Origin of the sequence: Lysinibacillus sp. FJAT-14222 (assembly GCF_001278875.1) — a bacterium.
Taxonomy (GTDB): domain Bacteria; phylum Bacillota; class Bacilli; order Bacillales_A; family Planococcaceae; genus Lysinibacillus; species Lysinibacillus agricola.
This window is the reverse complement of record NZ_LIYL01000018.1, coordinates 101,810-113,753: the sequence shown is the minus strand read 5'-3', so window position 1 is coordinate 113,753 and position 11,944 is coordinate 101,810. Positions and strand designations below refer to the sequence as shown.

General features: G+C 32.5%; 15 protein-coding genes. 4 read left to right on the top strand and 11 right to left on the bottom strand.

What is annotated here, in order from left to right:
- Position 1: 1 nt before the first annotated feature.
- The gene (locus AN161_RS08360) at positions 2 to 628 is read left to right on the top strand and encodes a response regulator transcription factor (protein ID WP_053593898.1); all 627 of its coding nucleotides are present in this window, start codon (positions 2 to 4) and stop codon (positions 626 to 628) included.
- Between the two features lie 36 nt (positions 629 to 664).
- Here the strand turns inward: AN161_RS08360 and AN161_RS27465 are convergent, their stop codons facing one another.
- The 6 genes from AN161_RS27465 to AN161_RS08330 are packed head-to-tail and all read right to left on the bottom strand — an operon-like array spanning position 665 to position 5,704.
- Positions 665 to 1,102 (bottom strand): disulfide oxidoreductase, encoded by a 438-nt coding sequence (locus AN161_RS27465; protein ID WP_075807209.1) that lies wholly within the window; start codon positions 1,100 to 1,102, stop codon positions 665 to 667.
- 20 nt (positions 1,103 to 1,122) lie between these two features.
- On the bottom strand, positions 1,123 to 1,533 hold the full coding sequence (locus AN161_RS08350) for a thioredoxin family protein (protein ID WP_053593896.1): 411 nt from the start codon (positions 1,531 to 1,533) through the stop codon (positions 1,123 to 1,125).
- 4 nt (positions 1,534 to 1,537) lie between these two features.
- Entirely contained in the window at positions 1,538 to 2,215 is a 678-nt protein-coding gene (locus tag AN161_RS08345; protein ID WP_053593895.1) for a hypothetical protein, read from the bottom strand.
- Positions 2,212 to 3,105 (bottom strand): ABC transporter ATP-binding protein, encoded by an 894-nt coding sequence (locus tag AN161_RS08340; RefSeq protein ID WP_053593894.1) that lies wholly within the window; start codon positions 3,103 to 3,105, stop codon positions 2,212 to 2,214. The genes AN161_RS08345 and AN161_RS08340 overlap by 4 nt, the downstream gene beginning before the upstream one ends.
- Positions 3,106 to 3,117: 12 nt before the next feature.
- Entirely contained in the window at positions 3,118 to 3,531 is a 414-nt protein-coding gene (locus tag AN161_RS08335; protein WP_053593893.1) for a hypothetical protein, read from the bottom strand.
- Complete coding sequence (locus AN161_RS08330) at positions 3,512 to 5,704, bottom strand: cysteine peptidase family C39 domain-containing protein (RefSeq protein WP_053593892.1); 2,193 nt, start codon at positions 5,702 to 5,704, stop codon at positions 3,512 to 3,514. Before AN161_RS08330 ends, AN161_RS08335 begins: the two co-directional genes overlap by 20 nt.
- A gap of 424 nt (positions 5,705 to 6,128) precedes the next feature.
- On the opposite strand from AN161_RS08330, the gene AN161_RS08325 reads away from it, so the two are divergent.
- Both AN161_RS08325 and AN161_RS08320 read left to right on the top strand, forming a co-directional pair.
- Positions 6,129 to 7,211 (top strand): chalcone synthase, encoded by a 1,083-nt coding sequence (locus AN161_RS08325; RefSeq protein ID WP_053593891.1) that lies wholly within the window; start codon positions 6,129 to 6,131, stop codon positions 7,209 to 7,211.
- Between the two features lies 1 nt (position 7,212).
- The gene (locus AN161_RS08320; protein ID WP_053593890.1) at positions 7,213 to 7,755 is read left to right on the top strand and encodes an isoprenylcysteine carboxyl methyltransferase family protein; all 543 of its coding nucleotides are present in this window, start codon (positions 7,213 to 7,215) and stop codon (positions 7,753 to 7,755) included.
- Between the two features lie 20 nt (positions 7,756 to 7,775).
- Here the strand turns inward: AN161_RS08320 and AN161_RS08315 are convergent, their stop codons facing one another.
- Positions 7,776 to 8,969 (bottom strand): GTP-binding protein, encoded by a 1,194-nt coding sequence (locus AN161_RS08315; protein WP_053593889.1) that lies wholly within the window; start codon positions 8,967 to 8,969, stop codon positions 7,776 to 7,778.
- A gap of 169 nt (positions 8,970 to 9,138) precedes the next feature.
- Here AN161_RS08315 and rpmG point away from each other — a divergent pair, with 169 nt between their 5' ends.
- The gene (gene rpmG / locus AN161_RS08310) at positions 9,139 to 9,288 is read left to right on the top strand and encodes a 50S ribosomal protein L33 (protein WP_004231780.1); all 150 of its coding nucleotides are present in this window, start codon (positions 9,139 to 9,141) and stop codon (positions 9,286 to 9,288) included.
- Positions 9,289 to 9,428: 140 nt separating this feature from the next.
- Here the strand turns inward: rpmG and AN161_RS08305 are convergent, their stop codons facing one another.
- From AN161_RS08305 to AN161_RS08290, 4 genes are all read right to left on the bottom strand, one after another.
- Positions 9,429 to 10,232 (bottom strand): hypothetical protein, encoded by an 804-nt coding sequence (locus tag AN161_RS08305; RefSeq protein WP_053593888.1) that lies wholly within the window; start codon positions 10,230 to 10,232, stop codon positions 9,429 to 9,431.
- 14 nt (positions 10,233 to 10,246) lie between these two features.
- A complete protein-coding gene (locus AN161_RS08300; RefSeq protein WP_053593887.1) occupies positions 10,247 to 10,543 on the bottom strand; it encodes a hypothetical protein in 297 nt (98 codons plus the stop codon).
- On the bottom strand, positions 10,536 to 11,108 hold the full coding sequence (locus AN161_RS08295; RefSeq protein WP_053593886.1) for a hypothetical protein: 573 nt from the start codon (positions 11,106 to 11,108) through the stop codon (positions 10,536 to 10,538). The genes AN161_RS08300 and AN161_RS08295 overlap by 8 nt, the downstream gene beginning before the upstream one ends.
- Positions 11,109 to 11,230: 122 nt before the next feature.
- The gene (locus AN161_RS08290) at positions 11,231 to 11,869 is read right to left on the bottom strand and encodes a hypothetical protein (RefSeq protein ID WP_053593885.1); all 639 of its coding nucleotides are present in this window, start codon (positions 11,867 to 11,869) and stop codon (positions 11,231 to 11,233) included.
- Positions 11,870 to 11,944: the final 75 nt, after the last annotated feature.

Below are 11,944 nucleotides of genomic sequence, written 5' to 3'. Positions count from 1 at the left end.
ATTGATTCACATCCTTTTGGTAGACGATCACCAAATGGTCGGTCTAGGTACTAAAGCTATATTAGAAAATGAACAGGATTTTAAAGTTACCTATCTACACGAATTAGAAGAAGTTTATAACGAATTTGAAACTCGAAATTACGATGTTTACTTATTCGATATTCAAATGCCTAAGTGCTCTGGTATGGATTTAACTAAAAAACTATTAGAAATACAACCTCAAGCTAAAGTCATTTTATATACAGGATTTGATTACTATTCACAATTTAACTCTCTTATGAATTTGAATATTTGTGGGATAGTCAGTAAGACCGTCCCCTATCAAGATTTAATAATGACAATACGTGCAACTTTAAGAGGGTATGTGTTATTACCTTTAGACTTAGTAAAACAATATAAACTATCTTCTCACTCGAACGAGGATTTAAATGCATTACTCACTCAGAAAGAATTATTAATTCTTCAAGATTTGGTAAAGGGATATAGTAATCAAGAAATTGCTGATCAATTGTATATGAGTACACGTGCAATTGAATATAACTTAACTAAAATTTATAAAAAATTAGACGTCACTTCACGTACAGAAGCTGTATCAGAGGTACTACGTTTAAAAATTTTGAAACAGTAAATTTCCAAAATATTTTCTAACCTGATTCATAAAGGTTTACATCCTAATGGGTTGGCTCTGTTTTAAAATCGCTTTTTTTACAGTAATAGACTGTAAAATAGTAAAAAATGATATTAAAAGAAAAGCAATAAAAGCTAAAAAAGGAATTGTTACAAAGCCCAGCCAATTTATATATGTTCCAGTACATTCAGATTCTAAAGAACAAAACGATGTAATAGAAGTTTTTTGTATTAAATAATGATAGAAGGAAAGGCAAGCTCCTGGGATGGAAAACATTAAAATATATTTTTTTGAAATTCTATCTCGCTCATTTAAACTTAAACCTAAAATAATGACTAATGGATACATTAATATTCTTTGATACCAACATAATTCACAGGGGATGAAATTTTTCACTTCACTAAAATACAGACTTGACAGTGTAGCGGTAAGCGATACTAACCAAGTAATTAAAATTAGGCTCTTTTCTTTCATAGGATTCTATACCTCAATATTTAATATTTAGTGGATAATATTTCAATTGTTTTATCTAACTTCTGTAAACCAATATATTTATCAATCTCTTTCCCGTTTTCTGTTATTAAAAGAGTCGGCGTTTCTTTTACATTAAATTTTTTAGCAATATCCCTTATCGTCATTTGATCACAATCTAAATAATAAACTTGAGCATTAGTTTTACCTATTGCTTCGTTTAATATTGGATTAAACTCTCTACAAGCTTGACAGGTAGCTCTTCCAAAGAAAAACGTAGCTGTACCTTGCTTTTGGATTATTTCTTCAAACTGTTCGGCATTCAGTTCTTCGTATAAAACGGTAGCTTTAGTAGTATTAAAGTTTTTAAAAAAGAATACGCATGAGCCAACTAAAATTAACAAAGTAATTATCAATGTTAGTCTACTTTTCAATATTCTATACCTCCATCTTTTTCATTTTATTCAATCCTATAAATTGAATAATTACACTGCAGCATATTAATAAGATAAAAGGATATAATAACTCACTAAGTGAAAGCATTAACAAGTTCTTAGGCTCTAAATATAAAAATGGAAGTTTCTTATATAAATTATTCTCATTAAAGAATGAATTAAAAATCGGAACTAGGATAAATAAAGATACTATACATGTCATTAATGTTTCCACGGTTTTTTTAAAGAAAACACTTAAGCACTGAGAGAAAGAACTGTAAAAAATCAGGATTACTAAATATATGATAAATCTCTCAACTATCCAATTAACATCTATTAACTTTGGAAATGCTATGAAAAATGATACCATTCCAAAAAAAAAGGATACGAAAAATATTCCAATATATTTTACGAATTGAAATACATAGAAACTCTCTCGTGAAATATTGCTTAAAAGAATGGAACGTATAATACCTGATTCAATTAATCTAGGCATTTCTGTAGCTGCTAATACTACAGTCGTCAAAGTAATTATGACTAATAAAATAGCCTCATCAATAATTTCAGCATTTATAGTCCTTGTCACAAATGGAGCAGTAATAACTGCTAAAAAAAAGAGATAGAAAAAAAAACTAACTTTATATCTCCCCCATTCACTGCCAATTAATCTGGATCCGTTCATGCTATTTCCCCTTTTTTAATGAAGAATTGTTTCAATTGTCTTGAAACATTGTTAACCTCATAAAATTCTATTTTTCTGTCTACTAATATTTTTAGAAATTCTGGTAATGCTGATCGTTCGATATCAACTATTATTTTGTCAGGCTCTAACGTAATGTTATATCTCGTTATATCTCCTAACTTATTCTCAATAAATATCTTTTGATTCTCTTTGATTGAAATTTCAAAGGTTGATATACTTTGCACGTTCCAATTAATATCCTTAATAATAGAACCATTTTCTAAAACAATAATTCTATCTGACAGTTCTTCTAACTCTTCCAACAGATGGCTTGATACAAGCAATGTCTTGCCCTGTGAAGAAAGATCTTGAAGAAGTTCTTTTATTTCTTCTTTTGCTACAGGGTCTAATCCATTAAAAGGTTCATCTAAGATTAATAATGAAGCATCTGTTATTAACACACGAGCAATAGCCAGTTTCTGTTTCATCCCTAAAGAGTAATTACGAAACTTTTTCCCCCTGGCATCAAACAATTGAACAAATTTTAAAGCCTCATGAATTTTTTCCTTATTATTAATACCATCTAATTTTGCAAAATAACTTAAATTTCCCTCCCCAGATAAATGCGGAAAAAAGCTCGGAGTTTCAATAATGGCTTTTGTTTCATTTAAAAGTTCAATTCTATTTTTGTTTGTCATTAGTTGTCCTCGCCAAAAAACCTCCCCTTCATAATTAGGTATTAATCCTAAAATAACTTTCATGAAGGTGCTTTTTCCTGCACCATTTGATCCTATTAACCCAATAAATTCTGAAGAATGTAACGTAATATTAATATTCGACAGAGCTGCTTTATTCGAATAGTTTTTGGACACGTTTTTAAGTTCTAACATTAAGACCCCTCCCTATCTTTTAATTAGTTTAATTTTAAAAAGGTCGTCTCCCTGAACTCTTATACTTTTTACTGATTTCTCTATATTTACTTTTGTACCTTCTTCATAAATAATATGATTTTCCATATGCTTCGGTGCTCGTTTTTGAATATCTTTATATAGTTCATCATTGAATGTTTCTTTTGACAATTCTTTACTTTCTCCAGTAAGCTGAGAAACATCTCCATTGCCTGCAATAGCTACTACAGCATATGTCCCATTTAACTTTAGTTCTTCAACAGAATAGGTTCCATTTTGAAGTACTACCTCTTCATCAGTCTCGAATCCAACCCTTACGTTATCTTTATTTATTAAAAACACCCCAACCGTTACAAAAGCAATAATAATAAATACAACTAAAAAAATTTTAGAGAAATTGTTCTTCACTAATTCCAACCCTTTCTAATTTTTGTTCATCCAAATCGATGATCTCATCACAAATATCTAGCAACAGTGGATCATGGGTTGCAATAAGTACTATTTTGTTATTCTTCTTCGCTAACTGTTTAATGCTTTCTATTAAAGAAATAGTAGATTTAATATCTAAACCAGTAGAAGGTTCATCTAATAAATATATATCTCTCTCCACTTTCATAGAGCGTAGTAATAATATCTTATTTTTTTGGCCAAAAGATATATTTTTTCCATCTAACTCAACAACAAAATTATCTGGATAATCCAGCTTAAAATCTACTGTTTCTTCTGAAACAATACTTTGAGATTTTTCACTGAATACATTAAAATCATAATTATTTTTGACTGTATTGTTGTAAATGTAATATTCAGGCGTATATAGCATGACTCTATTAATCATCCAATTACTTTCTACCGTTTCAAACTCATCATGATTATTGATTATTATTTTTCCAGAAGTAGGTTCAACAATTCCCGTAATTATTTTCATCAGAGACGTCTTACCACTTCCGTTATTACCCTTTAATCCAACAATATTGCCAGCTTTTAGATTGACACTAATTCTTTCTAAAACTACCTTTTCTTCATACTTTAAAGAAATGTCTTTTAACTGAAGATCCCTAATTGGTTCATCCAGTAGGTAATTTGCTAATTCAGATTTTTCTTTAGAAACCTCATTTGAATTTACTCTATACTGTAAATATTCAATAGCCACTTTACTTTTTTGATATTCCCAAAACGCATTGAAAATATTTTTTGATTCATTAGCTAGAATAAACACCAAAAATAATCCAAATAAAAATAACGGTGCTGTTACATTTAGATTTAACATAAAGGATAAAATATAAAATGAGAAACCGCCGATTATTATCAAATATACAAATATATCTTGCCAAAGCATTAATTTTGATTCAGCAACTTTTAAGTCATTTTTCACATTAGAATATCTATTTATTCCACTCCCTAAATAATCAATAGCATCTGGTTGCTTTTGGAATATTTTTATATCTAACAAGGAGTTTAGTAATTGTGTCACTGTGTTACTAAATTGATTTACTTCCATTACAAAATGTTTTTGGAACAAGTAATTTTTTTTATAAGCTATTAAAATGGCAATACTAAAACATGTAAATGCTATTAAAGAAAATACTGCCATATATAAATTAATGAATGTTAATGAGACAAAAAAACAGACTAACACAATGAATTGAATTTTAAAGTAAAATTTTTGTATGATTCCTGGAACTGACATTATAATATTCCAAAAGTAACCTAGTAAGTAACTGTTGCTTTTTACTGAGAAATCATTATCTTTTAGTATTCCTTGGAAATAATCTGTTACCATTTTTTCCTGCATACTATGTTCTATTTTATTTCTTATTTTCAGATTTCCGATATTAATGATGAAATATAGTATTAACAATGAGATGGAAATAATCAACATTAGCCCTAAATCAAGATTTGATATTTTCTCTATTTGAAATACCATTATGTATTGGAAACCTAAAATGATTAAGATAGGTATAAATAGCTTTAAAACAGTAAATACAATAACTTTAAGTTTATCAACGATTGGTATTTCCTTGATAATTTCATCAGAAAATTGTTTTAAGTTAGATTTATTTTCTTGAATATTTGGTACTTCTAAGTTTCTTATCTTTTCAATCAGTACAACGTAACCGCTAAAAGTCTCTTTAAATTGCTCTATTTTTATATTTTCTATTCCTGATTTAGCAGGATTAGAAATAATAATATTTTCATTAGATATTTGGTGTACCACTATATAATGTGGTAAGCCGTTGTTTGAAATTGTAGCTATAAAGGGAGTAGAAATTGTCAAGATCTCATCTAGATCGAGTACTTCATAAGCTTCAGTTATGACTGAAAATTTTTCAAATACATTAATTAGATCTAATAATGATAACCCTTGATTAATTTCTTCTGTTATACAGCTCCGAATGTTAGTAGTTGTAACTTTTTTTAGCCCGAGCTGCTGTAATATAGTTCTCATTACCGCTATTCCACAATCATTTTGTTGATTTTGCATAGTATGGTAATACATTTTCACATCACATCCTTTATAATCAATCTCTAAAGAAAAGCTATTGGCCATATTGCAAGAATATAACCAATAGCTTTTGCTCATATTAACCCCAACAAATTAATCCCCAACCTACACATACCCATCCAGCTTTTACTTTTTTAGCTTCTGTTTTTGAAAGTTTGTTCATTTGACACGCCTCCTTTCTACTAGAAAAAATTAATCACTAGCTACTAAATATGTACTATTCATTTGTAGTTAATGACTATATACAAAATATACCATCATCTATCTAACCTGACACCGAAGATTCCTCACAAATAAACCGCATACTAATTTAGTAATTCCCGCAATCCCCACAATATTTACTAGACTAGAAAATACAGAGACATCGTAAACCTCCATAAAATATATCAATTTTCACCTTGGAGTAATTGCTTCCGATCTTCAATTACAATTTTTGAATCATGTATCCCCTCCCTCCCTGCATACAATGAACAAGACCACTATTTGCAAAGGAGATGTCAAATTGTCAAAGATCACTTCTATCAGTACATACCAACCACCGTACACATTACAACAGACAAATGCGGAGGAGCTAACGAAGGAGCTTTTTCATGCAAAAATCCCTAAATTAGAGCGCTACTTAAAAGTTTTTGAGAATGGTGGTATTGAAACACGCCATTTTTGTGTGCCACCAGAATGGCACCGTACGAATCATTCCTTTGAAGAGCGCAACGATTTATATATTGAGCTAGCTACACAATACAGTGTTGAGGTCATCCAAGCCTGTTTACAAAATGAAGCATTTTTACACTCACCGATTTCTCCTAAAGATATTGATGCCATTATTTTTGTGAGTAGCACAGGCATTTCCACACCAAGTATTGATGCACGGGTTATGAATCAACTTCCTTTTTCAGACAGACTTAAGCGGATTCCACTTTGGGGACTTGGCTGCGCTGGTGGTGCAGCTGGTGTTAGTAGAGCCTATGATTTTTGTCGTGCTCATCCGGAAGCAAAAGTTCTTGTTGTTTGTGTCGAGCTTTGTAGTCTAACCTTTCAGCCAAATGACTTTTCAAAAAGTAATTTAATTGGTGCCTCTCTTTTTGCGGATGGCGCAGCATGTATACTCGTCTGTGGAGATGAGGTGAATATCGCAGTCAAAAAATCAACACCTACTATTATAGGAACTGGCTCTAAGTGGATGCCAGATTCTGAAAATGTTATGGGCTGGAATATTAAAAATAATGGCCTACATGTCGTTTTTCAGAAAAGTATTCCTGCCATCATCACCAATTGGCTCGGCCCATTCATTGAACAATTTTTATTGGAACATGAACTGTACAGTGAACAGCTTAACCATTTTATTGCACATCCTGGCGGTAAAAAAGTATTAACAGCCTATGAAGATACGCTTTATTTAGCTTCCCAAAAAACCGACATTTCTCGGGAAATATTAAAATATCATGGAAATATGTCGTCTCCTACGGTGCTATATGTATTGGAGCAATTTATGTTAAACGAAGGACAAGTAGAGGATACTGGTTTGCTCGTCGCTCTCGGCCCTGGCTTCTGTGCTGAAGCTGTATTACTTAAATGGAGGGAGTAGCATGATGATTTACATTATTTTGATCCTCGTCATTCTACAAAGATTGACAGAAGTTTTCATTGCAAAACGCAATGAAAAATGGATGCTCTCACAAGGGGCATATGAAGTTGGTTCTTCTCATTATCCATATATGGTTACTTTGCACGCCGCTTTTTTCTTGTTTTTAATCATTGAAGTAGTCACTAACCATAAAAGTGTATCGCCTTTATTTCCGTTATTATTCTTATTATTTATTGCCGTTCAAGCATTACGCATTTGGTGTATTCGTTCATTAGGGTCTTTTTGGAATACGAAAATACTCATATTGCCTGATGCAGAAGTTGTACGGAAAGGCCCTTATACATTTATGCGTCACCCAAATTACGCAGTTGTTTGCTTAGAAATTATTCTTCTGCCTATAATGTTTCAAGCATATTTTACAGCATTCTGCTTTACACTTTTAAATGTAACAATGCTATCTGTACGCATTCCAATTGAAGAAAAAGCTTTACGAGATGCGACAAATTATAATCATGTATTTCACAAGAAGATTTCGGAATCCTAGCCGAAATCTTCTTTGTTATATTAATGCCATTCCCAATTGAACGGATCTTGTAAACCTTCCCATGAGTTATTAAACTCATCTTCCGTTAATAAACATTTATCCAATTCTTTTATAATCGTCTCTCTATCTAAATCAACACCAATAATAACGAGCTGTGTCATGCGATCTCCAAATTCCTCATCCCAATCCTCTACTACCTCAGGGCTTTGCAAGAAAACATCTTGCTGCTGTTCTTTTAGCAAAGCGGCTACCCAATAAGAAACCGGTTCTATTTTTGCCGATGAACCTGCCTGTGATAGTAATAATGCAACATCCTGATGTTTCGCACTCCAAATAATACCCTTTGCTCGGACAATCGATTCGGGCATATGATCACACCATTCTACAAATCGCATTGGATGGAATGGTCTTCTACGCTTATATACGAAAGAAGAAATGCCGTACTCCTCCGTTTCAGGTGTATGATTTTCATGACCAAGCTCTAATTCCTTTAACCAGCCAGCAGATTCTGATACCCGTTCAAAATCAAAGCGTCCAGTATTTAAAATCTCAGCCGGCTCTATTACACCGTCAACTGTACGAATTAGCTTGGCTTCAGGCTGTAAGGCACGTAAAATGCGCTCTAATCTTTCAAGCTCTTCATCTGATACTAAATCACATTTGTTTAATACAAGGACATCACAAAACTCGATTTGGTCAATGAGTAAGTCAGCAACATCCCGTTCATCTAATTCGCCAACTGCCTCCTTACGCTCTAAAAGGCTTTCACCTGACTGAAAATCATGCCAAAAACGATTCGCATCTACAACAGTCACCATCGTATCAAGCTGACAAAACTTTGTTAAATCAATACCAAGCTCCTCGTCTAAATAGCTAAATGTTTGGGCAACAGGTATTGGCTCGCTAATCCCTGTCGACTCAATTAAAATATAATCAATAGTACCTAGCCTCGCGAGACGCTCCACCTCCTGCAATAAATCCTCGCGTAACGTGCAGCAAATGCAACCATTCGATAACTCCACAAATTTTTCCTCTGTTCGTGAAATGCCGCTTCCATTTGCAATTAGTTCTGCATCGATATTAATTTCACTCATATCATTGACGATTACAGCAACACGCATATCTTTTTCATTTTGTAAAACGTGATTCATCATTGTTGTCTTACCAGAACCTAAATAACCACTTAACACTGTAACGGGAATTTTCTTTGTCATTTTTACAACTCCTTAAATCGTAATAATTACTATTTACAGTTTGTAATTAAAACATAGTATCCTGCAAAATGCAACGTTGAACATTTTGTAGAAATACGATATTGACATATTTCATTAAAAATAATAACATTTAAAGCGTAATTATTACGATTTAAAAGGAGGGCATTTTATGCGTGTACAAGTGACTTTAGCCTGTACAGAAACAGGTGATAAAAACTATATTACGACGAAAAATAAACGAAATAATCCTGAGAGGTTGGAGCTAAAAAAATATTCCCCACGTTTGAAAAGAGTTACATTGCACAGAGAAACGAAGTAACAAATTACATCTAGTTACGGTCTTATATAGAACCCCTAATAACATAAAAATGACTGTTTCAAAAGTGACTTTACTGACTTTTGAAACAGCCTATTTAACACGGGATAAAAAATTGTTATATCTCCTTTCAACAACCTACTTTAGACAGTTTTATTAGTATTTATTTCTATAGTCAGCTCGTTCAATTTGTGCTCCATGTCATCAAGCACACGTAATTTATGATTTAACTGCTCTTCAAAATCCATTGATTGAGTCAAAACCTTATTTACTTGAACATCTAAGTGTGAAAGAACCTCTGGATTCATCATCGTTTTTTCACTTAAAGAAGAGCTTTGTTTTTTTACATCCGCTAATTCTTGCAATAACTTTTCTATCGTACTGCTTTTTTCCTCTATTTCTTTAGCTAAACGCTTATTAAGATTGTCTGAGTTTGCTTGTTCTAAACGAGATCTTTCAAGTGCTTCAATTATAGTCTCCATTTGTTGGTTTATGTCCCTTGTGAAATCACTCAGCTTATTTTCAAGAACATCAATCGTAGTCTTATAATTAGTGTCTGAATTAACGGAAAGTAATTCATCTTTAGTAACTATTAATGTTTCCTTTAATAGCTTATTTTCTGCACGCAGTTCTTCTAATTCTTTTAATAATGCCTCTATCGACGAAATTTGTTTTTTCTTTTGAATTTCCCTTGCTTTTATATCATCATAGTAAATTTGTGTTTTTTTTTCGAAGTCTCTCTTCAGTTTTAAAAGCTCCATCGAAAGCTCTTTTTTTTGATTTGTTAGTTGGACGTTTTCTCGTTCTAGTCTTAGTACTAGTGAATAATAATCACTCTCTCTGAGCCTGTTAACTTCATTTTTATATTTAGCTAATTCGGCTCTTAAAAAAATGATCATCTGCTGAAGCTGAATAGGATCATTGTTTTTAACAATATCATTATCCACACTTGCACCTCCTATCACGAAAATTTTTTAAGTAAACTAATCACTTCTTCAAATTGCTCCTTACTCTCCTCTAGCATCTCATCTAGCTGCTTAATAATATTCAATTCTAATTCTTCATCGCCAATTTCTTCAGCTTTTCTCTTTTCCCCTGATATTAAATAGGCAATAAGTAGATTCAATGTACTTTTTTCGAGATAGGCAAAGCTATTATTTTCCTCAGTACTATAGTCAGGTAGATTCGTGAGCTGTTCCTTCATAAGTTTATGGATAACACTATCTATTTTTTGATTCATTTTTTCATATTCACTCATTTTCATCCTCCTGTGTTTGACTAATTCCATTAAGATCAATAGGGTTTAAGACAACGACGCCCTCTTCTAGCTGATCACAATATGTAAAACCTATGATACTTCCTGAATAAGATAAATTATGTGACCATTTAATCTGAAAGTTAGAAAATGATAGTGTTTCATTAGGCTCTAACGTTGTTATTCCTATAGGCCTAAGCCAAAATTCTTCCTTGCTTGATTGATCATTGATTCGCTCCCAGCTACTGTTTCCTTTTAAATTTGGTGCAAAATGTTCATAGACATACCTTCCAGAGAAGGAGAATGGAGAGTCTTCAGGTAGTTTTATGCACAGATACGGATTTGTTATAGGTTGATTACCTATATTGCGAATATGATAAGAGCCCAAACATAAGCTCTCCTGATCAGGATCATAAGAGATACTGAACGAGGATGTGAAATAACTAATGACGTTAACACTGTCAGGAATAGTGAGTCCCTCAACCACTTTTTTAATTTCATGAACATAAAAATCAGTTTGCTTTTTTAGTTCATTTATCTTTTCTTCCACACGATCGACGTGAGTCATAATTAGTACCCCCTTGCCAATAGTATTTAATTAAAGCGAATTTACACTAGTTTATATTCATAAAAAAAAAGAGAGGATTACCCTCTCTTTACAATATGATTCTCTTCTATGTGTTAGTACCATTAACCGACAGCTGGGAAAATAGCTGGGCACTGCTGTGGCCGTACTACACCCGGACATGCGAACGGTAATTCTGCTCTTGGCTCGCAGAAAGTTGCTAAGAATTCGACAGTAACTGGGAATGTAGATTGAATACTTTGGCAAACAGATACAGTAATTGTTAATGCAGAAAACGTAATTGTACCTGCTCCAGCTGTTAATGTTCCTGTTGTACACACGAAACAATCTAAATCTGTGAATAAAATTTCTACATCTGTCCCTTTCGGTGCACATAATGTAACTTGTTCACAACGGGAAACTGGAATATTACTGCTTGTGAACATAGTACCATTTGGTAAACAAACAACTATCGTAAGAATAAAATTCTTTTGAATAGTTAGATTTTGAAGACATACAGTTGAACCATCAATGGAGAATTGGCGATTCTCACGGTTCAAGATAACAATAGGATTCGTTGTTGCTGGAACTACTTTACATGTAACTACTGCACCCGTTAAATCAGTAGTTGCTGTTACGCCGGGGAAAGCAATTGGTCCAGTAGGAGAAATATCAAATGACATTTCTTTTACAATCCAGTCAAATACCTTATCGACATTTATACAAATCAATTCCTGCGCCTGGGATGGCATATTCTCTTGCATCCTTTTGACACCTCCATAAATATTTTATCTTTCGTTTGTATCATATGTTTTCCAGCTTTAAGTGCATGGGCTAAA

Excerpts from the sequence above, each read along its gene's own strand:
- AN161_RS08315 (WP_053593889.1), bottom strand. The coding sequence starts at position 8,969 with ATGACAAAGAAAATTCCCGTTACAGTGTTAAGTGGTTATTTAGGTTCT.
- AN161_RS08320 (WP_053593890.1), top strand. The coding sequence starts at position 7,213 with ATGATGATTTACATTATTTTGATCCTCGTCATTCTACAAAGATTGACA.
- AN161_RS08330 (WP_053593892.1), bottom strand. The coding sequence starts at position 5,704 with ATGAGCAAAAGCTATTGGTTATATTCTTGCAATATGGCCAATAGCTTT.
- AN161_RS27465 (WP_075807209.1), bottom strand. The coding sequence starts at position 1,102 with ATGAAAGAAAAGAGCCTAATTTTAATTACTTGGTTAGTATCGCTTACC.
- AN161_RS08295 (WP_053593886.1), bottom strand. The coding sequence starts at position 11,108 with ATGACTCACGTCGATCGTGTGGAAGAAAAGATAAATGAACTAAAAAAG.
- AN161_RS08340 (WP_053593894.1), bottom strand. The coding sequence starts at position 3,105 with ATGTTAGAACTTAAAAACGTGTCCAAAAACTATTCGAATAAAGCAGCT.
- AN161_RS08345 (WP_053593895.1), bottom strand. The coding sequence starts at position 2,215 with ATGAACGGATCCAGATTAATTGGCAGTGAATGGGGGAGATATAAAGTT.
- AN161_RS08300 (WP_053593887.1), bottom strand. The coding sequence starts at position 10,543 with ATGAGTGAATATGAAAAAATGAATCAAAAAATAGATAGTGTTATCCAT.
- rpmG (WP_004231780.1), top strand. The coding sequence starts at position 9,139 with ATGCGTGTACAAGTGACTTTAGCCTGTACAGAAACAGGTGATAAAAAC.
- AN161_RS08290 (WP_053593885.1), bottom strand. The coding sequence starts at position 11,869 with ATGCAAGAGAATATGCCATCCCAGGCGCAGGAATTGATTTGTATAAAT.